The sequence below is a fragment of the Stenotrophomonas sp. 21LCFQ19 genome (assembly GCF_056861425.1).
On sequence record NZ_JBSPUF010000005.1, the window covers coordinates 1 to 24,402 of the forward strand.

The 24,402-nt window shown below is 61.7% G+C and carries 16 protein-coding genes and 4 tRNA genes; 1 reads left to right on the top strand and 19 read right to left on the bottom strand.

Annotated elements, in window-relative coordinates; genetic code table 11:
- The 19 genes from tuf (AC13FW_RS06995) to AC13FW_RS07085 all read right to left on the bottom strand — a co-directional run.
- A partial coding sequence (gene tuf, locus AC13FW_RS06995) for an elongation factor Tu (RefSeq protein WP_482988644.1) occupies positions 1-1,184 on the bottom strand: 1,184 nt, incomplete at its 3' end.
- 50 nt (positions 1,185-1,234) lie between these two features.
- Positions 1,235-3,376, bottom strand: a complete 2,142-nt coding sequence (fusA, locus tag AC13FW_RS07000) for an elongation factor G (RefSeq protein WP_482988645.1) — start codon at positions 3,374-3,376, stop codon at positions 1,235-1,237.
- 135 nt (positions 3,377-3,511) lie between these two features.
- A complete protein-coding gene (gene rpsG, locus AC13FW_RS07005; protein WP_057630019.1) occupies positions 3,512-3,979 on the bottom strand; it encodes a 30S ribosomal protein S7 in 468 nt (155 codons plus the stop codon).
- 10 nt (positions 3,980-3,989) lie between these two features.
- Positions 3,990-4,364, bottom strand: a complete 375-nt coding sequence (gene rpsL, locus AC13FW_RS07010) for a 30S ribosomal protein S12 (protein ID WP_004145320.1) — start codon at positions 4,362-4,364, stop codon at positions 3,990-3,992.
- Positions 4,365-4,593: 229 nt separating this feature from the next.
- Positions 4,594-8,817: a DNA-directed RNA polymerase subunit beta' gene (rpoC, locus tag AC13FW_RS07015; RefSeq protein ID WP_481615107.1), complete on the bottom strand. Its 4,224-nt coding sequence runs from the start codon at positions 8,815-8,817 to the stop codon at positions 4,594-4,596.
- Between the two features lie 89 nt (positions 8,818-8,906).
- Entirely contained in the window at positions 8,907-13,097 is a 4,191-nt protein-coding gene (gene rpoB / locus AC13FW_RS07020) for a DNA-directed RNA polymerase subunit beta (RefSeq protein WP_482988646.1), read from the bottom strand.
- A 313-nt stretch (positions 13,098-13,410) separates the two neighbouring features.
- Positions 13,411-13,776, bottom strand: a complete 366-nt coding sequence (gene rplL / locus AC13FW_RS07025) for a 50S ribosomal protein L7/L12 (protein ID WP_282270680.1) — start codon at positions 13,774-13,776, stop codon at positions 13,411-13,413.
- A 63-nt stretch (positions 13,777-13,839) separates the two neighbouring features.
- On the bottom strand, positions 13,840-14,376 hold the full coding sequence (gene rplJ / locus AC13FW_RS07030; protein WP_282270681.1) for a 50S ribosomal protein L10: 537 nt from the start codon (positions 14,374-14,376) through the stop codon (positions 13,840-13,842).
- Positions 14,377-14,946: 570 nt separating this feature from the next.
- The gene (rplA, locus tag AC13FW_RS07035; protein ID WP_481544868.1) at positions 14,947-15,645 is read right to left on the bottom strand and encodes a 50S ribosomal protein L1; all 699 of its coding nucleotides are present in this window, start codon (positions 15,643-15,645) and stop codon (positions 14,947-14,949) included.
- A 4-nt stretch (positions 15,646-15,649) separates the two neighbouring features.
- A complete protein-coding gene (gene rplK, locus AC13FW_RS07040; RefSeq protein ID WP_057630030.1) occupies positions 15,650-16,078 on the bottom strand; it encodes a 50S ribosomal protein L11 in 429 nt (142 codons plus the stop codon).
- A 193-nt stretch (positions 16,079-16,271) separates the two neighbouring features.
- Entirely contained in the window at positions 16,272-16,832 is a 561-nt protein-coding gene (gene nusG / locus AC13FW_RS07045) for a transcription termination/antitermination protein NusG (protein WP_057630031.1), read from the bottom strand.
- Between the two features lie 10 nt (positions 16,833-16,842).
- Complete coding sequence (gene secE, locus AC13FW_RS07050) at positions 16,843-17,253, bottom strand: preprotein translocase subunit SecE (protein WP_482988647.1); 411 nt, start codon at positions 17,251-17,253, stop codon at positions 16,843-16,845.
- A gap of 50 nt (positions 17,254-17,303) precedes the next feature.
- Positions 17,304-17,379: transfer RNA gene (locus AC13FW_RS07055), tRNA-Trp, on the bottom strand.
- Positions 17,380-17,483: 104 nt separating this feature from the next.
- Positions 17,484-18,674, bottom strand: coding sequence for an elongation factor Tu (tuf, locus tag AC13FW_RS07060; protein WP_481509898.1), 1,191 nt, complete (start codon positions 18,672-18,674; stop codon positions 17,484-17,486).
- A gap of 49 nt (positions 18,675-18,723) precedes the next feature.
- Positions 18,724-18,799 (bottom strand) — tRNA-Thr (locus AC13FW_RS07065).
- Between the two features lie 38 nt (positions 18,800-18,837).
- Positions 18,838-18,911 (bottom strand) — tRNA-Gly (locus tag AC13FW_RS07070).
- Between the two features lie 28 nt (positions 18,912-18,939).
- Positions 18,940-19,025 (bottom strand) — tRNA-Tyr (locus AC13FW_RS07075).
- 137 nt (positions 19,026-19,162) lie between these two features.
- Positions 19,163-20,182, bottom strand: a complete 1,020-nt coding sequence (locus AC13FW_RS07080; protein WP_482988648.1) for an isoaspartyl peptidase/L-asparaginase family protein — start codon at positions 20,180-20,182, stop codon at positions 19,163-19,165.
- Between the two features lie 196 nt (positions 20,183-20,378).
- The gene (locus AC13FW_RS07085; RefSeq protein WP_482988649.1) at positions 20,379-21,422 is read right to left on the bottom strand and encodes a cyanophycinase; all 1,044 of its coding nucleotides are present in this window, start codon (positions 21,420-21,422) and stop codon (positions 20,379-20,381) included.
- Positions 21,423-21,584: 162 nt separating this feature from the next.
- Here AC13FW_RS07085 and AC13FW_RS07090 point away from each other — a divergent pair, with 162 nt between their 5' ends.
- Positions 21,585-24,380 (top strand): TonB-dependent receptor plug domain-containing protein, encoded by a 2,796-nt coding sequence (locus tag AC13FW_RS07090; RefSeq protein ID WP_482988650.1) that lies wholly within the window; start codon positions 21,585-21,587, stop codon positions 24,378-24,380.
- Positions 24,381-24,402 lie beyond the last annotated feature (22 nt).

A 24,402-nucleotide genomic window follows, 5' to 3' on the forward strand; every position in this document is an offset into this window, starting at 1 on the left:
ACGATCTTTGCGACCACGCCGGCGCCGACGGTACGGCCACCTTCGCGGATTGCGAAGCGCAGACCTTCGTCCATTGCCACCGGGTTGATCAGGGTGACAACCATCTTCACGTTGTCGCCCGGCATCACCATCTCGACGCCTTCCGGCAGCTCAACCGCACCGGTGATGTCGGTGGTACGGAAGTAGAACTGCGGACGGTAGCCCTTGAAGAACGGGGTGTGACGGCCGCCCTCGTCCTTCGACAGAACGTACACTTCGGCTTCGAACTGGGTGTGCGGCTTGATCGAACCCGGCTTGGCCAGAACCTGGCCACGCTCGACGTCGTCACGCTTGGTGCCGCGCAGCAGCAGACCAGCGTTGTCACCTGCCTGACCCTGGTCCAGCAGCTTGCGGAACATTTCCACGCCGGTGACGGTGGTCTTCTGGACCGGACGGATACCGACGATTTCGATTTCTTCGCCGACCTTGATCACGCCGCGCTCGATACGACCGGTCACCACGGTGCCGCGGCCCGAGATCGAGAACACGTCTTCCACCGGCATCAGGAACGGCTTGTCGACGTCACGCTCCGGGGTCGGGATCCAGCTGTCCAGTGCATCGACCAGCTTCAGGATGGCCGGCACGCCGATGTCGCTCTGGTCGCCTTCCAGCGCCATACGAGCCGAACCGTGCACGATCGGGGTGTCGTCGCCCGGGAAGTCGTACTTGCTCAGCAGCTCGCGGACTTCCATTTCGACCAGTTCCAGCAGCTCGGCATCGTCAACCATGTCGGCCTTGTTCAGGAACACGACGATGTACGGCACGCCGACCTGACGCGACAGCAGGATGTGCTCGCGGGTCTGCGGCATCGGGCCGTCAGCAGCCGAACAGACCAGGATCGCGCCGTCCATCTGGGCAGCACCGGTGATCATGTTCTTGACGTAGTCAGCATGGCCCGGGCAATCCACGTGGGCGTAGTGACGGGTAGCGGATTCGTACTCAACGTGTGCGGTCGAGATCGTGATGCCACGTGCCTTTTCTTCCGGCGCGGCGTCGATCGAGGAGTAATCCTTGAACTCGCCACCGAAGCGCTCTGCACCGATCTTGGTCAGTGCTGCGGTCAGGGTGGTCTTGCCATGGTCGACGTGGCCGATGGTGCCGACGTTGACGTGCGGCTTGGTGCGCTCGAACTTGCTCTTGGACATTGTTGTTCCTTGATTATCTATAACTTGGAAGGAGAGGCTGAGTCAGAGACTCAGCCCTTCTTGATAACGGTTTCGGCGATGTTGTTCGGCGCCGGCTCGTAATGGTCGAATTCCATCGTGAAGGTTGCGCGACCCTGGGTCTGCGAACGCAGCGCGGTGGCGTAACCGAACATTTCGCCCAGCGGGATCATCGCATTGATGATGCTGGCCGAGCCGTCACCGGTGGTGCCCGAACCCTGCAGAACGCCACGACGGCGGCTTACGTCGCCCATCACGTCACCCTGGTAGTCTTCCGGGGTCACGATCTCGACCTTCATGATCGGCTCCAGCAGAACCGGCTTGGCCTTGGCGAAGCCCTGCTTGAAGGCCATCGACGAGGCGAGCTTGAACGCCATTTCCGAGGAGTCAACGTCATGGTACGAGCCGAACACCAGCTTGACCTTGACGTCCACCACCGGGAAGCCAGCCAGCGGGCCGCTGGTGATGGTTTCGCGCAGGCCCTTTTCCACGGAAGGAATGAATTCCTTCGGGATCACGCCGCCGGTGATGTCGTTGATGAACAGGAAGTCATCCTTGATGGCGCCAGCCAGCTTCGGATCGGCGCGGTCTTCAGCGGTGATCGGCGACAGCTCGATCACGACGTGACCGTACTGACCCTTACCACCGGACTGCTTGGCGTGCTTGTAATCCGACTTGACGTCAGCCAGCTGGATGGTTTCGCGGTAGGCCACCTGCGGCTTGCCGACGTTGGCTTCAACGTTGAACTCGCGCTTGAGGCGGTCAACGATGATGTCCAGGTGCAGCTCGCCCATGCCGGAGATGATGGTCTGGCCGGATTCTTCGTCGGTCTTGACGCGGAACGACGGATCTTCCTGTGCCAGACGGCCCAGCGCCAGACCCATCTTTTCCTGGTCCGACTTGGTCTTCGGCTCGACGGCCATCGAGATCACCGGCTCCGGGAACACCATGCGCTCAAGCACGATCGGTGCTTCGAGCGAGCACAGCGTGTCACCGGTGGTGGTGTCCTTCAGGCCCACGGCAGCAGCGATGTCACCAGCCAGAACTTCCTTGATTTCCTCGCGGTTGTTCGAGTGCATCTGCAGGATGCGGCCGATACGCTCCTTCTTGTTCTTCACCGAGTTCAGCACGGTGTCGCCACCGTTCAGGGTGCCCGAGTAGACACGGAAGAAGGTCAGCGCGCCAACGAACGGATCGGTGATGATCTTGAACGCCAGCGACGAGAACGGAGCCTTGTCGTCCGACTTGCGGGTCATCTCGACAGTGTCATCGTCAACGTCGGTGCCCTTCACGTCAGGCACGTCCACCGGCGACGGCAGCAGCTGGATCACGCCGTCCAGCATGGCCTGCACGCCCTTGTTCTTGAACGCCGAACCGCAGAACATCGGCACGATTTCAACGGCCAGCGTACGGGTACGCAGCGCGTTGATGATCTCGGCCTCGTCCAGCTCTTCGCCGCCCAGGTACTTTTCCATCAGCTCTTCGCTGGCTTCAGCCGCGGTTTCGATCATGAAGGTGCGGGCTTCTTCAGCCGCCGCCTGCAGATCAGCCGGGATTTCGCCGTACTCGAACTTCATGCCCTGCGAAGCCTCATCCCAATGGATGGCCTTCATCTTGAGCAGATCGACCACGCCCTTGAAGCCTTCTTCGGCACCGATCGGCAACTGCATCGGCACGGCGACGGCGCCGAGCTTGGCCTTCAGCTGGTCACGGACCTTCAGGAAGTTGGCACCGGTACGGTCCATCTTGTTGACGAACGCGATGCGCGGGACCTGGTACTTGTTGGCCTGGCGCCACACGGTCTCGGACTGCGGCTGCACGCCACCAACGGCACACAGCACGAACACCGCACCGTCGAGCACGCGCAGGGAGCGTTCGACTTCGATGGTGAAGTCAACGTGCCCGGGGGTGTCGATGATGTTGAAACGGTGCTCCGGCAGGGACTTGTCCATGCCCTTCCAGAACGCGGTGGTAGCAGCGGACTGGATCGTGATGCCACGTTCCTGCTCCTGCTCCATCCAGTCCATGGTGGCGGCGCCATCATGCACTTCACCGAGCTTGTGGCTCTTGCCGGTGTAGAACAGGATGCGCTCGGACGTGGTGGTCTTGCCGGCATCGATGTGGGCCATGATGCCGAAGTTACGGTAACGCTCGATAGGAGTGGTGCGGGCCACGGGAGCCTCTCAATTTCTTGGAATTCGGATGGCCGAACGCCGCCTTGCGGCGGCCTTCGGATTTAAGCAGCGCTCAAAGCGCTACAAGTAGCACCACATGGGTGCCAGGGGCCCTGTTTCCAAGGCCCCTACAACTCACCAGCGGTAGTGAGCGAAGGCCTTGTTCGCTTCCGCCATACGGTGGGTTTCTTCGCGCTTCTTGATGGCGCCGCCACGGTTTTCCGAAGCGTCCAGCAGTTCAGCAGCCAGCTTGCGCGGCATGGTGTTCTCGCCGCGCTTACGCGCCGAGTCGATCAGCCAACGCATGGCCAGGGCCATCTTGCGCGAAGCGCGCACTTCGACCGGCACCTGATAGGTGGCACCACCGACGCGACGCGACTTCACTTCCACGCCCGGAGCAACGTTGTCCAGTGCCTTCTGCACCAGCTCGATTGCGTTCGGGTTCTTTTCGCTGATCACGTCCATGGCGCCATAGACGATCTTTTCAGCAACGGACTTCTTGCCGCTCAACATGACCATGTTGATGAAGCGGGCAATGGTTTCGCTCTTGTGCTTCGGATCCGGCAGGACCGAACGCTGGGGAGTATTACCTTTACGTGACATGTCTTATTCCTCAGGCCTTCGGACGCTTTGCGCCGTACTTCGAACGCGCCTGACGACGCTTGGCGACGCCGGCGGCATCGAGCGAGCCACGGACGGTGTGGTAACGCACACCCGGCAGATCCTTGACGCGACCGCCGCGGATCAGGACCACGGAGTGCTCCTGCAGGTTGTGGCCTTCACCACCGATGTAGGAAATCACTTCTTCCTGGTTGGTCAGGCGAACCTTTGCAACCTTGCGCAGAGCCGAGTTCGGCTTCTTCGGAGTGGTGGTGTACACGCGCGTGCAGACGCCACGGCGCTGCGGGCACTTGTCGAGCGCCGGCGAGGCACTCTTGTAGGTGGTAGCTTGACGCGGCTTGCGTACCAGCTGGTTGATCGTCGCCATCAGTAGGTTCTTCTGATTGGGGCCGCCAAAAAACGGCCAGGATGCGGAAATTGTAAAGCAGGCCAAAATTTTGGCCTGCTGAGACAGACGATTGTAGCAACTTGTCAAGAGCCCAGTCAAACAGGCCCATGCCAAGCCAGCCCTGATCCAGAGCCGTTACAGGGGTATCTCCATATTCCCCGTTCAGGTCGAACTGCCGGTCCGCGAACGGACCGGCCGATCAAACTACTTACTCTTCACCAGTCGCCGGTTCAGCTTCCGGTGCCACAACCGCCGGTTCAGCGACCACGGCCGGACCGGCCAGGGTTGCGATTTCCGAATCGGTCAGACCCGACGCGTTACGACGGCGCTGGGCGTGATACGCAAGGCCGGTACCCGCCGGAATCAGGCGGCCGACGATCACGTTTTCCTTCAGACCGCGCAGGCCATCGGAGGTACCGCGCACGGCAGCCTCGGTCAGCACGCGGGTGGTTTCCTGGAACGAAGCCGCCGAGATGAACGACTCGGTGGCCAGCGATGCCTTGGTGATACCCAGCAGCACCGGCTCGAAACGTGCCGGCAGCTCGTTGCGGGCGATCAGCTTGGCATTCTCCTCGATCACGCGCTGGCGCTCGGCCTGCTCGCCATTGAGGAACTTGCTGCTGCCCTGGTCAACGATTTCCACCTTGCGCAGCATCTGGCGCGAGATCACTTCAATGTGCTTGTCGTTGATCTTCACGCCCTGCAGGCGGTAAACGTCCTGGATTTCCTTGACCAGGTAACGGGCCAGTTCTTCCACGCCCTTCAGGCGCAGGATGTCCTGCGGGCTCGGCTCGCCGTCCACCACGGTTTCACCACGGGTCACGTGTTCACCTTCGAACACGATGATCTGGCGGTACTTCGGAATCAGCTCTTCGTGCTCCGAACCATCAGTGTCCTTGATGATCAGGCGCTGCTTGCCCTTGGTGTCCTTGCCGAAGCTGATGATACCCGAACGCTCGGCCAGGATCGCCGGGTCCTTCGGCTTGCGGGCTTCGAACAAGTCGGCAACGCGCGGCAGACCACCGGTGATGTCGCGGGTCTTCGAGGCTTCCTGCGGGATCTTGGCAACCACGTCGCCCACGCCTACCGGCGCGCCATCCTGCAGGTTGACGATCGAGCGCGGCGGCAGCAGGTACTGTGCCGGCAGGTCGGTGCCCGGGATGGTCAGGTCATTGCCCTTGCCATCGACGATACGGACCAGCGGACGCAGATCCTTGGCCTGCGAGCCACGACGCTTCGGATCGGTGATTTCGCGCGAGGCCAGACCGGTCAGTTCGTCGGTCTTCTCGATCACGGTCACGCCATCGATGAAGTCGATGAAGCGCACGAAACCAGCCACTTCCGACACGATCGGGTGGTTATGCGGATCCCAGTTGGCCACGGTCTGGCCAGCCTTGATCTCAGCACCGTCCTTGACGCCGATGCTGGCACCGTACGGCAGCTTGTAGCGCTCACGCTCACGGCCATGCGGGTCGAGCACGGAGATTTCACCCGAACGCGAGACCGCAACCAGCGAACCGCTGGTCTGCTCGACGTGCTTCAGGTTGGAGAACTTCACCGAACCGGTGGTCTTGACGGTGATGTTGTCGACCGCCGCCGCACGCGATGCCGCACCACCGATGTGGAACGTACGCATGGTGAGCTGGGTACCCGGCTCACCGATCGACTGTGCGGCGATGACGCCGACCGCTTCACCGATGTTGACGATGTGGCCACGGGCCAGATCGCGGCCGTAGCACAGGCTGCAGACACCGAAGGACGAGGCGCAGGTGATGGTCGAGCGGACCTTGATGGTCTGCACGCCGGCTTCTTCCAGCTTGTTCACCCACTGCTCGTCGAGCACGGTGTTGCGGGTCACGATCGGATCTTCGTCGTTGCCCGGCAGGAACACGTCCTCGGCCACGACGCGGCCCAGCACGCGATCCTTCAACGGCTCAACCACGTCGCCGCCTTCCACGATCGGAATCATGGTCAGGCCTTCGGTGGTGCCGCAATCGACCTCGGTGATCACCACGTCCTGCGCCACGTCGACCAGACGACGGGTCAGGTAACCCGAGTTCGCCGTCTTCAACGCGGTATCGGCCAGACCCTTACGGGCACCGTGGGTGGAGTTGAAGTACTCCTGCACGTTCAGGCCTTCACGGAAGTTCGCCTTGATGGGCGTCTCGATGATCGAGCCGTCCGGACGCGCCATCAGGCCACGCATACCGGCCAGCTGACGGATCTGCGCCTGGCTACCACGGGCGCCGGAGTCGGCCATGATGTACAGCGAGTTCATCGACTTCTGGTCGACCATCTCACCGTCGCTGCCCACGACCTTCTCGGTACCGATGGTTTCCATCATCGCCTTGGCGATGCGCTCATTGGTGCGCGACCAGATGTCGACCACCTTGTTGTAGCGCTCGCCAGCGGTGACCAGACCGGACTGGTACTGCTCCTGGATTTCCAGCACTTCGGCTTCGGCTTCGCCGAGGATGCCCTTCTTCTCGTCCGGGATCAGCATGTCGTCGATGCCGATCGACACGCCAGCGCGGGTTGCGTAGGCATAGCCGGTGTACATCAGCTTGTCGGCGAACACCACGGTGTCCTTCAGACCCAGCAGACGGTAGCTCTGGTTGATCAGGCGCGAGATGTTCTTCTTGGTCATCTCGGTGTTGCACAGCTCGAACGGCAGGCCTTCCGGCATGATCTCGCTCAGCAGCGCACGGCCGACGGTGGTGTCGACGATCGAGGTCTTCTTGACCTTGTTGCCGTCTTCGTCACGCTCGACCTGCACGATGCGCACCTTGACGCGGGCGTGCAGCTCAACCAGACGGTTGTCGTAGGCACGCTTCACTTCGTCGGTGTTCGCGAACACCATACCCTCGCCCTGCTTGTTCACCAGCGAGCGCGCCATGTAGTACAGGCCCAACACGACGTCCTGCGACGGCACGATGATCGGCTCGCCGTTGGCCGGCGACAGGATGTTGTTGGTGGACATCATCAGCGCACGCGCTTCCAGCTGGGCTTCCAGCGAGAGCGGCACGTGGACGGCCATCTGGTCACCGTCGAAGTCGGCGTTGAATGCGGTACAGACCAGCGGATGCAGCTGGATGGCCTTGCCTTCGATCAACAGCGGTTCGAACGCCTGGATGCCCAGACGGTGCAGGGTCGGCGCACGGTTCAGCAGCACCGGATGCTCGCGGATGACTTCTTCCAGGACGTCCCAGACTTCGCCCTCTTCGCGCTCGACCAGCTTCTTGGCGGCCTTGATGGTGGTGGCCAGGCCACGACGCTGCAGCTTGGCGAACACGAACGGCTTGAACAGCTCAAGCGCCATCTTCTTCGGCAGGCCGCACTGGTGCAGCTTCAGGTACGGACCCACGGTGATCACCGAACGGCCCGAGTAATCGACGCGCTTGCCCAGCAGGTTCTGACGGAAGCGACCCTGCTTGCCCTTGATCATGTCGGCCAGCGACTTGAGCGGGCGCTTGTTGGTGCCGGTGATGGCACGGCCGCGACGGCCGTTGTCCAGCAGGGCGTCAACCGACTCCTGCAGCATGCGCTTTTCGTTGCGCACGATGATGTCCGGAGCGTTGAGCTCCAGCAGGCGGCGCAGACGGTTGTTACGGTTGATGACGCGGCGGTACAGATCGTTCAGATCCGAGGTCGCGAAGCGGCCACCGTCCAGCGGAACCAGCGGACGCAGGTCCGGCGGCAGCACCGGCAGCACGGTCATCACCATCCACTCCGGGCGGTTGCCCGACTCGAGGAAGGCTTCGACCAGCTTGATGCGCTTGGTCAGACGCTTGAGCTTGGTTTCCGAACCGGTCGAGGCGATTTCCTCGCGCAGGCGGACCATTTCGGCCTGCAGGTCGATGGTGCGCAGCAGTTCGTACACGGCCTCGGCGCCCATGGCGGCGTCGAAGTCGTCGCCGTGCTCCTGGCGGGCCTGCAGGTACTGCTCTTCGGTCAGCAGCTGGCGGCGCTCCAGGGCGGTCAGGCCCGGCTCGGTCACCACGTAGGCTTCGAAGTACAGCACGCGCTCGATGTCACGCAGGGTCATGTCCAGCATCAGGCCGATGCGCGACGGCAGCGACTTGAGGAACCAGATGTGCGCGACCGGCGATGCCAGGTCGATGTGGCCCATGCGCTCGCGGCGCACCTTGGCCAGGGTGACTTCGGTGCCGCACTTTTCGCAGACGACGCCGCGGTGCTTCATGCGCTTGTACTTGCCGCACAGGCACTCGTAGTCCTTGACCGGTCCGAAGATGGCGGCGCAGAACAAGCCGTCACGTTCCGGCTTGAAGGTACGGTAGTTGATGGTTTCCGGCTTCTTCACTTCGCCGAAGGACCACGAACGGATCAGGTCCGGCGAGGCCAGCGCGATCTTGATCGCGTCGAAGTCCAGCGTCTGGCGCTGCTGGTTGAAGAGGTTGAGCAGGTCTTTCATGGTGTTCTCCGAAAGGAGGAAATCTGTGTCGATGGGCTGTCAGTCAGTGCTGGCGGCGCTGCTGCATCACTGCAGCAGCGCCTGCGCAATCAACCGCCTTCCAGTTCCATGTTGATGGCCAGCGAGCGGATTTCCTTCACCAAAACGTTGAAGGATTCCGGCATGCCCGCAACCATCTCGTGCTCACCGTCGACGATGTTCTTGTACATCTGGTTACGGCCCTGTACGTCATCGGACTTCACCGTCAGCATTTCCTGCAGGGTGTAGGCCGCGCCGTAGGCTTCCAGTGCCCAGACTTCCATTTCACCGAAGCGCTGACCACCGAACTGCGCCTTGCCGCCCAGCGGCTGCTGGGTAACGAGCGAGTACGGACCGGTCGAACGGGCATGCATCTTGTCGTCAACCAAGTGGTTCAACTTCAGGTAATGCATGTAGCCAACCGTGGTCTTGCGGTCGAAGGCTTCGCCGGTGCGGCCGTCATACAGCTGCATCTGCGTCTTGCTGGCGTTGAAGCCGAGGCGAGCGGTTTCCGGTGCTTCATCCGGGTAGGCCAGGTTCAGCATCTCGCGGATTTCGTCTTCCGCCGCGCCGTCGAACACCGGGGTTGCCATCGGCACACCGTCGGTCAGGTTCTTGGCCAGGTTCAGCAGTTCTTCGTCGCTGAACTGGGACAGGTCCACGCGCTGCTCGGAAATGGCCGAGTCATGGTTGTAGATCTTGCCCAGGAACTCACGCAGTTCGCTGACCGCACGCTGCTGTTCCAGCATGCCCTGGATGCGCTTGCCCAGGCCCTTTGCGGCCCAGCCCAGGTGCACTTCCAGAATCTGGCCGATGTTCATACGCGACGGCACGCCCAACGGGTTCAAGCAGATGTCCACGGTGTTGCCGTCAGCCATGTACGGCATGTCTTCGACCGGCACCACGTTGGAGACCACACCCTTGTTACCGTGGCGGCCTGCCATCTTGTCACCCGGCTGGATGCGACGCTTCACGGCCAGGAACACCTTGACCATCTTCAGCACGCCCGGTGCCAGATCGTCGCCCTGGGTGATCTTGCCGCGCTTGTCGGCGAAGCGACGCTCGAATTCCTTCTCGTGTGCCTGGATCTGCATCTGGGCACGTTCGATGGCGTCGGACGCGTCATCGTCCTTCATGCGCAGGGTGAACCAGTCGGACTTCTTCAGGCCATCCAGGAACGCATCGGTGATCACGTCACCCTTCTTCAGGCTGGCGCCGCCGTTGGCAACCTTGCCCACGAGCTGCGAACGCAGACGTGCGTAGATGGCGCCTTCCAGGATGCGGAACTGGTCGTCGAAGTCCTTCTTGACGCGCTTGATCTCGTTTTCCTCGATCTGGCGTGCGCGCTTGTCCTTCTCGATGCCGTCGCGGGTGAAGACCTGCACGTCGATGACGGTGCCGTCCATGCCCGGCGGGACGCGCAGCGAGCTGTCCTTAACGTCCGAAGCCTTCTCGCCGAAGATGGCGCGCAGCAGCTTCTCTTCCGGGGTCAGCTGGCTCTCGCCCTTCGGCGTGACCTTGCCAACCATGATGTCGCCGGCGCGCACTTCCGCACCGATGTACACCACGCCGGATTCGTCCAGACGGTTCAGCGCCTGCTCGGACACGTTCGGGATGTCGGCGGAAATTTCCTCCGGCCCCAACTTGGTATCACGCGCAACGCAGGTCAGTTCTTCGATGTGGATCGTGGTGTAACGATCTTCTTCGACCACACGCTCGGACAGCAGGATGGAGTCTTCGAAGTTGTAGCCGTTCCACGGCATGAAGGCGATCAGCATGTTCTGACCCAGCGCCAGTTCACCGATATCGGTGGACGGGCCATCGGCCAGCACGTCGCCGCGCGCGATCACGTCACCCACGTTCACCAGCGGACGCTGGTTGATGCAGGTGTTCTGGTTCGAACGGGTGTACTTGATCAGGTTGTAGATATCCACGCCGGCATCTGCCGGATCGGTGATCTCGTTCTCGTTGGCCTTGACCACGATGCGGCCGGCGTCGATCTGCACGATCTGGCCACCACGCAGGGCGTTCACGGTCACACCCGAGTCACGCGCCACGGCGCGTTCGATACCGGTACCCACCAGCGGCTTCTGTGCACGCAGGGTCGGCACGGCCTGACGCTGCATGTTGGCGCCCATCAGTGCACGGTTTGCGTCATCGTGCTCCAGGAACGGAACCAGTGCCGCAGCGACCGACACGGTCTGCATCGGCGAGACGTCCATGAAGTGGACTTCCGCCGGCGGCTTGAGCAGCGACTCACCCTGGAAGCGGCACGGTACGAACTGCTCGGTGAGCATGTTCTTGGCATCGGTCAGGGCGTTGGCCTGGGCGATGACGTACTCGTTCTCTTCGATGGCCGACAGGAACTCGACTTCGTCGGAGACCTTGCCGTCATGCACCTTGCGGTACGGGGTTTCCAGGAAGCCGTACTTGTTGGTGCGTGCGAACACGGCCAGCGAGTTGATCAGGCCGATGTTCGGGCCTTCCGGCGTTTCGATGGTGCAGACGCGGCCGTAATGGGTCGGGTGCACGTCGCGGACTTCGAAGCCAGCGCGCTCGCGGGTCAGGCCGCCCGGGCCGAGCGCCGAGACGCGACGCTTGTGCGTCACTTCCGACAGCGGGTTGTTCTGGTCCATGAACTGCGACAGCTGCGAGGAACCGAAGAATTCCTTGATCGCGGCAGCCACCGGCTTGGCGTTGATCAGTTCTTGCGGGGTCAAGCCTTCCGACTCGGCCATCGACAGGCGCTCCTTGACCGCGCGCTCGACGCGGACCAGGCCCACGCGGAACACGTTCTCAGCCATTTCACCGACCGAACGCACGCGACGGTTGCCCAGGTGATCGATGTCATCGACCACGCCGCGGCCGTTGCGGATCTCGGTCAGCACCTTGATCACGTCCAGGATGTCCGAACCTTCGCCGTGTGCGGCGACCAGGCGCTTGGATTCCTCGTCGTTGCGCTCGCCGAAGTACTTGCGGTCGTACAGCACCGACTCACCGGTGACTTCCTTGCGGCCGACACGACGGTTGAACTTCATGCGGCCAACCGTGGACAGGTCGTAGCGCTCGAAGGTGAAGAACAGGTTGTGGAACAGGTTCTGCGCGGCGTCCTTGGTCGGCGGCTCGCCCGGACGCATCATGCGATAGATTTCGACCAGCGCTTCGAGCTGGGTCTTGGTGCCATCGATGCGCAGGGTATTGGACAGGTACGGGCCACGATCCAGATCGTTCACCCACAGCGTGCCCACTGCATCAACGCCCGCCTTGCGGAAGTTCTGCAGCTGCTCGTCGCTGATTTCGTCGTTGGCCTGGGCCAGCAGTTCACCGGTGTTGGCATCAACGACGTCGTGCGACAGGATGCGGCCGACGATGTAGTCGTCCGGCACGGCCAGGGCGGCAATGCCCGAGGCCTGCAGCTGCTTGATGTGGCGCGCGGTGATGCGCTTGCCGGCTTCCACGATGACCTTGTCGCCGTCAGCCAGGTCGAAGTTCAGCGTTTCGCCACGCAGACGCTCCGGCACCAGCTCCAGCTGCACGCCTTCGTCCGGGTTGATGTGGAAGGTGTTGACCTCGAAGAACTCGGCCAGCATCTCTTCGTTGTTGTAGCCCAGCGCACGCAGCAGCACCGACACCGGCAGCTTGCGGCGACGATCGATACGGGTGAACAGCGCGTCCTTCGGGTCGAACTCGAAGTCCAGCCAGGAACCGCGGTAAGGAATGATGCGGGCGCTGTACAGCAGCTTGCCCGAGCTGTGGGTCTTGCCACGGTCGTGATCGAAGAACACGCCCGGCGAACGGTGCAGCTGCGACACGATGACGCGCTCGGTACCGTTGACGATGAAGGTGCCGTTGTCGGTCATCAACGGGATTTCGCCCAGATAGACCTCCTGCTCCTTCACGTACTTGATCGCCTTGGTGGACGATTCGCGGTCGTAGATGACCAGACGCACGGTGACGCGCAGCGGCGCGCCGTAGCTCATGCCACGCTGGCGGCACTCGCGCTCGTCAAACACCGGATCGCCCAGCTTGTAGCCGACGTATTCCAGGGCAGCATTGCCGCTGTAGCTGGAAATCGGGAACACCGACTTCAGCGCAGCATGCAGGCCGTGGTCGGAGCGCTTGGCCGGATCGATGTTTTCCTGCAGGAATTCGCGGTACGAATCAACCTGGATCGCGAGCAGGAACGGCACCTCGAGGATCGAGCGCTGCTTGCCGAAATCTTTGCGGATGCGCTTTTTTTCGGTGTACGAATAGGACGTCATGAGGTCTTCCACCTTGTTGTGCGAGCCGTGCGTCCACGACCCGTAGGGAAATCTTGAAATTGTCAGTTGGAAGTCGCTGGTATTGCCGGCACCAGCACGCCTTCTATTGCTACTTCCAACTGCCAACTCGCTTGTATCGGCTGCGGGTCACCCCATCGTCTGGAGCGCAGCGCCTGACACTTGCCACGTTGGTCTTTCTATTGCCTGCCAGGCACGCCCGGCATTACAACGGTTTGAAACGACCAAAGGCCGGGGGCTTTACGCCCCCAGCCTTGGCTGCATCGCCGTGAATCGATGACGATGCAAGAACTGATTACTTCAGCTCGACGGTCGCGCCGGCGGCTTCCAGTTCCTTCTTGAACTTGTCGGCGTCTTCCTTCGAAGCGCCTTCCTTCACGACGCCACCGGCTTCAGCCAGGTCCTTCGCTTCCTTCAGGCCCAGGCCGGTGATGGCGCGGACGGCCTTAATCACTTCGACCTTCTTCGCGCCGGCATCCTTCAGGATGACGTTGAATTCGGTCTGCTCTTCAACAGCAGCAACCGGGCCAGCAGCAGCAACTGCAACCGGGGCAGCAGCCGACACGCCGAACTTCTCTTCGATGGCCTTGACCAGCTCCATCACTTCCATCAGGGACTTTTCGGCGATTGCGTCGACGATCTGATCGTTGGTAAGGGACATTTTGATTACCTTTTGAAAATATTCTGGATTGAGGTTCCGTGCGGAACCACGGAGACGTCGAACTTAGACGGCTTCAGCTTCAGCGGCCGGCGCTGCAGCTTCCGCTGCGCCACCTTCCTGCTTCTCACCGATAGCCTTGACGGCGCGGGCGAACATGGTGACCGGCTCGGTCAGGACGCGGGCCAGCATGGCCAGGGCCTGATCACGGGTCGGCAACGATGCCAGCACGTCGACGTGGCTGGCCGGGAAAACTTCCCCGCCGATTGCCACGACCTTCGCCTTCAGCTTGTCGTTACCCTTGGCGGCTTCCTTGATCAGGCGACCGGCTGCGCCGGGCTCCTCAAGCGAAAACGCATACAGCAGCGGACCAACCATCTGGTCTTTTGCAACTGCGAAATCGGTGCCTTCAACGGCGCGCGAGGCCAGCGTGTTCTTGACAACCTTCAAGAAAACACCGGTTTCGCGGGCCTGCTTACGCATCGCGGTCATCTGAGCGACCGTGGTGCCAGCGTATTCGGCTGCGATCAAGGAGTGGGCCTTGGCGGCGACGTCTGCCAGCTCGGCGACTACTTCTTGCTTCTGGGACAGATTGAGAGCCATTGCACTCCTCCGTTTAAGCTGGGACTGGGAATTCGGGATCCGGGATTGGCAAGAGCGGCAATGCCACTGCTGCAGGCCTCCCTGGCCGAACCTCAACACCCTGCTTCAAACATATTCCGCTTACGGCTCCTAGCCGTGTGCGGTCCTGGGCGGCATCCGTCCTGGACGCCGGGAACATCGGGTGATGTTCCGGTGGTGGCCGTTCTAGAGCTGGAGTGCAAACCCGGGCAAACCCGGACGTACGTGAACCAGAAAAATCCAGAAGGGCGGCACCATCTACGCAGGGTGATCCGAGAACGAATCGATTAAGCGATCTCGCTATGCCGGCGGCGACTCCTTGCCAAATCGAGCCTCCATGCCCGTCGCCGGTATGCGCTGACCGCGCCTGCGGTCTTTGACGGCTCCACGCAGGTCACCCTGCGCGACGCCTTCAAAAGTCAGCATCACCGTTACCGGTGACGCTGGTGTTTCTTGTTGCTCTGAAGCCCAAGAGCATCAGAGCGATCCCCGCCTTCGCGGGGATGACGTGCCGGCAAAGCCGTGCGCGCTATGCGCGCACGGGCCGGTACGTCACTTCAGGGACAGCGAGGACTGGTCGACAGTCACGCCCGGGCCCATCGTCGAGCTGACCGACACCTTCTGCAGGTACAGGCCCTTCGAGGTGGCCGGCTTGGCCTTGATCAGGTCAACCAGCAGTGCCTGCAGGTTCGACTGCAGCGCGCCGTTTTCGAAGCTGGCCTTGCCGATGGTGCAGTGGATGATGCCGGCCTTGTCGGTGCGGTAACGCACCTGACCCGACTTGGCATTCTTGACGGCTTCGCCCGGGTTGGCCGAAACGGTGCCGACCTTCGGGTTCGGCATCAAGCCACGCGGGCCCAGCAGGGTGCCCAGCTTACCGACAACGCGCATCGCGTCCGGGGTAGCAATGACGACGTCATAGTTCAGATCGCCGGCCTGCATCTTCTCAGCCAGGTCGTCCATGCCGACGGCTTCGGCGCCAGCGGCCAGGGCTTCGTCAGCCTTGGCACCGGCCGGAGCGAACACGGCAACGCGGACCGACTTGCCGGTACCGGCCGGCAGCACGGTGGAACCGCGAACCTGCTGGTCGGACTTCTTGGCATCCACGCCCAGACGCACGGCCACGTCGATGGACTCGACGAACTTGGCCTTGGTGGCGGTCTTCAGGATGTTGATTGCGTCCTCGAAGGCGTATGCCTTGCCCGGGACGATAGCGGCCTTGATGGCCTTCTCACGCTTGGTCTGTGCCATCAGATTAACCCTCTACCACCAGGCCCATGGAACGGGCAGAACCCGCGATCGTACGCACGGCGGCGTCAAGGCTGGCAGCCGTCAGATCCGGCTCCTTTGCCTTGCAGATTTCTTCCAGCTGCGCGCGAGTAACCTTGCCCACCTTGTCGGTGTTCGGCTTCTTCGAACCCGAAGAAATGCCAGCGGCCTTCTTCAGCAGCGTGGTCGCCGGGGTGCTCTTGGTGATGAAGGTGAACGTACGGTCCGAGTAGGCCGTGATGATCACCGGCACCGGCAGACCCGGTTCCAGCTTCTGCGTGGCAGCGTTGAACGCCTTGCAGAATTCCATGATGTTCAGGCCACGCTGACCCAGCGCAGGACCGACCGGCGGCGAGGGATTGGCCTGACCGGCCTTTACCTGCAGCTTGATATAACCGACAACTTTCTTTGCCATTAGAGTGCTCTCCGGGTGCTAGCGCCTTGCGACAACAGGCTCCCCATCGGACCGGGAATCACGCGTCCCGGCATCGCGTTGTGAAATCGCACCAAAGGCCACCTCGCGGCAGCCCTTGATTTGCTCCCTCATTGGGGAGCCGAAAATTGTAGCAGCTTTTTTCGTCGCCACCTGAACAGGCGGCGCGCAGCCATCAGATCGCTTTCTCGACCTGGCCGAATTCAAGCTCGACCGGCGTGGCGCGACCAAAGATCAGCACCGAGACGCGCAGACGGCTCTTTTCGTAATTGACTTCTTCGACAACGCCATTGAAGTCATTGAACGGGCCTTCGGTGACACGGACCATCTGGCCCGGCTCGAACAGCACCTTCGGACGCGGCTTCTCGACACCCTCCTGGACGCGATTCAGGATGGCAGCAGCTTCGCTGTCCTGGATCGGCAAAGGACGGTCAGCAGTGCCACCAATGAAACCCATGACCTTCGGGGTTTCCTTGACCAGATGCCAGCTTTCGTTGTCGATACGCGGGATACCGGCTTCTTCGTGGGTCTCGATCTGTACCAGCACGTAACCCGGGAAGAACTTGCGCTCGGAGCGGCGCTTCTGGCCAGCGCGCATTTCCACCACTTCTTCCGTGGGGACCAGCACGTCGCCAAAAAGCTCCTGCATCTCGTCACGCGCAATGCGATCACGCAGTGCCTGCGCAACCGACTTCTCAAAACCTGAATAGGCGTGAACGACGTACCAACGCTTCACAGATATCTCCTTAACGACCCAGGAACCACTGGGTCAGCTTCTGGATCACGAAGTCGAAGCCACCCAACAGCAGGCTCAACACGATCACCACCACAACCACCACCCACGTCATGCGGATAGCTTCCTGGCGGGTCGGCCACACGACCTTGCGCAGCTCGAAACGGGATTCAGAAAGGAATTCGATTGCCTGACGGCCCTTCGTGGTCAGCACGAACACTGCACCACCGGCCACCAGACCCAAAACCACTGCCAGCGCACGCCACTGACCGGCCCATGCGCCCAGCTGGGCAGCACGCGGCTGATCGGCAAACCAGAACCAGACAAACAAACCAGCCAGCACCAACAGCGCAGCGCCGACGTACTTGACGATATCGCCACCAGAAGACGCGGCGGGCTTGGAATGTTCGATCTTGCTGTTCATCCGACTCTTGTAGCTGGTGCGACCAAGGTCACTGGATAGAGAGTTGCAAATGGCACGCCAGGAGGGACTCGAACCCCCAACCTGCGGTTTTGGAGACCGCTGCTCTGCCAATTGAGCTACTGGCGTAAAACTTGGCTATTACATATCACCTTAGACGGCGAAGGCGGACCGAGGTACCCGGCCCGCCATCCGCGCCGCCAACAGCAGTTACTGCTGGCGCTCCAGGCTTATTAAGCGACGATCTTTGCGACCACGCCGGCGCCGACGGTACGGCCACCTTCGCGGATTGCGAAGCGCAGACCTTCGTCCATTGCCACCGGGTTGATCAGGGTGACAACCATCTTCACGTTGTCGCCCGGCATCACCATCTCGACGCCTTCCGGCAGCTCAACCGCACCGGTGATGTCGGTGGTACGGAAGTAGAACTGCGGACGGTAGCCCTTGAAGAACGGGGTGTGACGGCCGCCCTCGTCCTTCGACAGAACGTACACTTCGGCTTCGAACTGGGTGTGCGGCTTGATCGAACCCGGCTTGGCCAGAACCTGGCCACGCTCGACGTCGTCACGCTTGGTGCCGCGCAGCAGCAGACCAGCGTTGTCACCTGCCTGACCCTGGTCCAGCAGCTTGCGGAACATTTCCACGCCGGTGACGGTGGTCTTCTGGACCGGACGGATACCGACGATTTCGATTTCTTCGCCGACCTTGATCACGCCGCGCTCGATACGACCGGTCACCACGGTGCCGCGGCCCGAGATCGAGAACACGTCTTCCACCGGCATCAGGAACGGCTTGTCGACGTCACGCTCCGGGGTCGGGATCCAGCTGTCCAGTGCATCGACCAGCTTCAGGATGGCCGGCACGCCGATGTCGCTCTGGTCGCCTTCCAGCGCCATACGAGCCGAACCGTGCACGATCGGGGTGTCGTCGCCCGGGAAGTCGTACTTGCTCAGCAGCTCGCGGACTTCCATTTCGACCAGTTCCAGCAGCTCGGCATCGTCAACCATGTCGGCCTTGTTCAGGAACACGACGATGTACGGCACGCCGACCTGACGCGACAGCAGGATGTGCTCGCGGGTCTGCGGCATCGGGCCGTCAGCAGCCGAACAGACCAGGATCGCGCCGTCCATCTGGGCAGCACCGGTGATCATGTTCTTGACGTAGTCAGCATGGCCCGGGCAATCCACGTGGGCGTAGTGACGGGTAGCGGATTCGTACTCAACGTGTGCGGTCGAGATCGTGATGCCACGTGCCTTTTCTTCCGGCGCAGCGTCGATCGAGGAGTAATCCTTGAACTCGCCACCGAAGCGCTCTGCACCGATCTTGGTCAGTGCGGCAGTCAGCGTGGTCTTGCCATGATCGACGTGGCCGATAGTACCGACGTTAACGTGCGGCTTGGTACGCTCGAACTTGCTCTTGGACATGGCTGCTTCTTCTCGGTAACAGGGTTAGTTGTGCACTATCTGCGAAAGATGGTGCTCACGAAAGGAATCGAACCTTCGACCTCCTCCTTACCAAGGAGGTGCTCTACCGACTGAGCTACGTGAGCGAGTTGTCTATTATGCCGTGTTTTTTCGTTTCGTTCAATGGAGCGGGAGACGGGAATCGAACCCGCACCATTAGCTTGGAAGGCTAAGGTTCTACCGTTGAACTACTCCCGCACCGGGAAAACACGTCACAACATAAAACTGGTGGAGGGAGGTGGATTCGAACCACCGAAGGCGTAAGCCAGCAGATTTACAGTCTGCCCCCGTTGGCCGCTTGGGTATCCCTCCATTCCACTCCCTTGTCGAGGACCGCGGCCTTGCCGGTCAGGGGTGGGTGAGCTCGCTATTTTGGTGATCAGCGCCGATGCTGTCAACAGAAATCTTCACATTCGGTGAAATTTCTTTTTCGGCATCGGCGGTGCCGATCACTCGCCGGGCATTTTAATCTTTTCGTCGGCAAAAATCGCCACGTGCGGCACGCCATCGGCACCAATCCAACCGCGATACATGCCTTCGGTATTGAACGGCATCGCCGCCTTGCCATCCGCAGACAGAACGATACCGCCGCCATCGCCGCCGAGCTCTGGCACGCGCTTGACGATCACTTCATCGCCGGCCTGTGCCGGTGTTTCCTTCAGGTACTTCATGCGTGCACAGATCTCATGCGCGACGGACAGGCGGATGTAGTACTCACCCCAGCCCGTGCCTGAAACCGCACACTGATCATTGGCATAGGTGCCAGCGCCGATGATCGGCGAATCACCAACCCGTCCATAGCGTTTGTTGGTCATGCCGCCAGTGGACGTACCCGCGGCGAGCTTGCCCTGGTTGTCCAGCGCAACCGCACCGACGGTGCCGAAATGCTTGGCGGTCTCCAGGTCGGCATGTGCCTGCCCCGTCGCCTCTTCCTTCAATGCACGCTGCAACTGCTCCCAGCGTTTCTCGGTACGGAAGTAGGACGGATCCACCAGTTCGATCTTCTGTTCGGCGGCAAACATCTCCGCGCCCTGCCCCACCATCATCACGTGCGGCGAATGCTCCATCACGGCGCGCGACAGCAGGATCGGGTTCTTGACCGTATGCACGCCAGCGACGGCACCAGCACGCAGCGTGGCGCCATCCATCAGCGAGGCGTCCAGCTCATTCTTGCCGTCATGGGTAAACACCGCACCGCGACCTGCATTGAAGGTCGGATCGTTCTCCAACACAGTTATCGCGGCAGTCACCGCATCCAGTGCCGGCTTGCCAGCGGCCAGTGCCTGATGACCTTGACGCAATGCCTCGGTCAGCGCCGCACGTGCGGCGCGCTCTTCTGCAGCGCTGAAATCCTTGCGCTCCACCCCCGCCCCGCCATGGATGACCAGCAGGGGAGAAACCTCGGCTGCCGCAGCAGCTCCCGAGGACAGCGACGCCAGGCCCAGCAGTACTGCAGAAGTCAGCTTCATGTTTCTTCACTCCCGAATGGAAGCCCGATTCTAGGCAGGTGCCTGCCACTCTGAACAGTCACCACGGTCGCAGGCACCGCCTTTCCATCGCCAGCCACACCCACGCGGCCGCCTCCGCCCCCAACAGCCGCGCCGCGCGCCAAAGGACAACAAAAAAAGGGGCCGAAGCCCCTTTTTATCTGTTGAACGCACGCACTCAGTTGGGATGCAGCTCCAACTCGCCGTCGACGACACTGGCCATCGCGGTGAAGGCGGCATTGTCGACCTTGAAGCCATCCAGATGCAGGCGACTACCCGAGCCCACGCCCGTGACCGGAATCGAACTGAATTCCAACGGCTCACCATTGCTCAGGCGATCAGCCGTGCGGCGCGGCATCACCAACCATGCATAGCCATCGACCAGCGAGTACACCCGGCCACGCCCATCGGCCTCCACGCACAGCGCGGTGTCCTCATCCACGCCGATACCGACGATGTCGTCCTGGCCCTTGTCCTGGGCAGCGCGGGCGACGAAGACAATCAGCCGTCCCAAACGGTCACGCTTGGCAAAGTGCGTATCGGTCACCACGTTCGACAGGTAGGGCATGGTCAGGAAATCCCGGTCCATGGTCACCTCGCTGCCCATCGGGTCGCTCAACGCAGTCGGCGAATTGACACTGCCGCCATCCAGCGCGCCATAGGAATAACCACCAAGGATGGCCAAGCCCGCACTGGTGCCACCAATCGGCTTGCCCGCGCGGACATGCTCATTGAGCAGGGTATTGAGCTCGGTGCCCTTCCAGAAACGGATGTAGCGCGACTGGTCACCGCCAGCGATGAAAATCGCATCGGCACCACGCACCACCCGCAGCACGGCCGGATCGTCGGCCGCCTTGCGGCTGTCGAACACCAGCGTCTGCACTGCGGTGACGCCGCCGATGTCGTAGTACAGCTCCTTCTGCATGTTGTCGTCGCCAGAGGCGCGCAGGATCACCACGCGGCCGTGCCCTGCCCGCTCAACCCACCAGTGGAAGGCTTCCGGCACCCAGTCGCCGCCGCCCATCAACATCATGGCCGCCTCGGTCTTGCCCGGGCGCGGCACATCCAGGTCACCTACTTCGTAGTAGCGATAGCCGGCAGCACTGATGCCGCGCGAATCCTCGGCGTGGGCCACGCCCCCCGCAGCAATAGCCGCGATAGCCAGGACCACTCGCCCCAGCCAGGAACTCTTACGTTTCATAGCGCCCTCTACCCGATCCATGTAATCGCTTACAGCTGTAATGCCAGACTTTCTGGCAGTGGTCAAGCGTGTAAAAAAGGTGTTAGATGCAGTGACCCCATTCACATTACAGACAGGGTTGGCCGGCATTCCCCTACATGCCGACAGGACAAATCCGGACACTTTTCATCAGAGAGCTGATTCATGCGTAAGCACGCAATGGTGTGTTCAATCCAACTGGCCCTGCTGTCGATGGCCGCCCCCGCCCTGGCGCAGACCGCCACCCAGGGCCAACCGCAACAACTCGACACGGTGCAGGTCACCGGCTCGCGCATCCCGCGCGCCCAGGTGGAAGGCCCGGCACCGGTCACCGTGGTGACGGCTGAGCAGATCAAATCCGCCGGCTTCACCTCGGTACCCGACGTACTGCGCTCGCTCAGCCAGAACAGCGGCAGCACGCAGGGACAGCAGAACACCACCGGCGCCCAGTCCACGCCTGGCGCACAGGCAGTCGATCTGCGCGGCCTTGGGCCCAACCATACCCTTGTACTGGTCAATGGCCGACGCATCGCCGACTTCCCGCTGCCGCTCAATGGCCGCAGCAACTTCACCGATGTCGGCAACATCCCGCTGGGCATGATCGACCGGATTGAAGTGCTGACCGGCAGCGCCTCGGCGGTGTACGGCTCGGACGCAATGGCCGGCGTCATCAACTTCATCCTCAAGAAGTCCACCGATGGCACCACCTTCGACTACCGCTTTGGCGACACCAGCCGGGGCGGTGGCTCATCGCAGAATTTGACGATCACCACCGGCTTTGAGCAGGACAAGTTCAGCGGCATCGTCGGCGTTGAACTGATCAACAAGCGCCCGTTGTGGGGCACCGACCGCAGCGTGCAGGATTCGACGCTGGATTCGCCTGCTGCAGAACGCCAGCTGCCGCGCCTCATCGCGCAGCTGCAGAACTGGGACGATGACGAAAACATCGCCCCGGCCGACAATTGCGCGGCGATGGCCGGCCTCAACGGCGGCACCACCGTGCTCGCCGAGAACGACCTCGGCCCGTATTGCGGCAGCGAACGCGCCATTGCCTATCGCACCATCCAAAACGAGCGCAAAGGCTTCAATGCCTATGGTTCGTTCGAGTACCGCTTCAATGATGCGCTGTCGTGGTTTGCCGATGTCCAGCTTGGCCAGCAGAAGGTCAAACTGCTGACCGGCACCAATGGCAATGATGTCGCCAGCGACCACATGGGCTGGGAGTTCCATGACCCGAACTCGGAAGGCAACTACCGCAACAAGATCTTCTACAACGCCACCACCGGGCGTTATGAGAACTGGGCGCGTCAGTTCACCCCGGAGGAGGTTGGCGGCCTGCGCAACCGCATGAACACCACCACCCAGAAGACGTTTGCGGTAACCACCGGCCTGAAGGGCATGTTCGCCGAGGAGTGGAACTGGGAAGCGGCCTACAACCACTCCCAGTACAAGGCTGACGTCAAGATGCCGCGCATCAAGGCAGCTGCAGCCAACCGCCTGTTCCTGGGCGAACTGCAGGGTTACGACGATGACGGCATCGCGATCTACACCCCGGATCCGACGCGCCTGTTCACACCACTGACCACCGCCGAGTTTGCCTCGATCGCGGCGATGTCCACCTTCCGCCCGGAAGCCAAGAACGACAACCTCAGCTTCACCGTCGATACCGCGTCGCTGTTCTCGCTGCCTGCAGGTGACGTCGGCTTCGCAGGTGCAGTGGAATACGGTGAACAGTCCTACAAGATCAATCCCGATCCACTCGCACTTACCGAAGACGCATACTACGGGCCGCGCTATGGTGATGGCAGCGGCGACCGTGATCATTGGAGTGCTGCCGGCGAATTGCGCTTGCCAATCGCTTCCACCCTGCAGGCCAGCGTTGCCGGCCGCTATGACCGTTACAGCTACGGCAACAAGAGCCCGGGCAAGTTCACCTACAGCGCCGGTCTTGAATGGCGTCCGCTGGATACGCTGTTGCTGCGCAGTTCTTATGGCACCGGCTTCCGTGCGCCGGACATGCACTACCTGTTTGCCGGCAACGACTACTACCGCACCCGCTTCGCCACCGATTACCTGGCCTGTCGTTCGGACAATGCCGGTGCAACCGACGGCGAATGCTACGACCGCGACTTTGGCAACTACGACGTCAGCACGTTCGATGTCTACAGCGGCAACATGAATCTGGATGAGGAGACGAGCAAGTCGTTCTCGGCCGGTTTCGTGTGGTCACCCGTGACCAACTTCGATCTGGCGGTGGACTACTACAAGATCCGGATCGAGAATCAGGTGCAGACGCAGGACCGCGAACTGTTGCGCATCCAGGAAGCGGACTGTCGCCTCGGCAGAACCGATACAGGTGCCGCCGTGGACATCAACTCACCGACCTGCGTGGATGCCCTGGCCCGCGTAGTCCGCGATGCAGACGGCAACATCACCAGCGTGCTGTTCGGCCCGATCAACATCGCCAACGAGGAAACCTCGGGCATCGACGTGGCCGCCAACTACCGTCTGCAGACAGCGAACGCAGGCGATTTCAGCTTCACCGGCCAGTACAACTGGACCCATCGCCACACCCGCCAGCAGTTCCCCGGCGACCCGAAGGAAGACATGCTCGATGTCAGCTTCAGCGCCACCACGCTGCCGCGGGTGAAGTCGAACCTGGGCGTGAGCTGGGACAAGGGTGCCTGGGGCGCCAGCCTGTTCGGCAACTACCTGGGCAAGGTCGCCAACTACGACAACGACGCATGGACCAAAGCAACCTGGCGCTTCAACGCCGGCGCCCGCTACGACATCACTGATCACCTGCGGGTGTCGCTGTCGGTCAACAACCTGTTCGACAAGATGCCGCCGAAGGACCCGACCTGGTCGAATTACCCGTACTACGACACTTCGTGGTTCGACAGCATGGGCCGCAGCTACTACCTGCAGCTCACCTGGAAGTTGGGCGGCAAGGCGCTGTAAGGCCAGTCTGCACCTAGTGCCA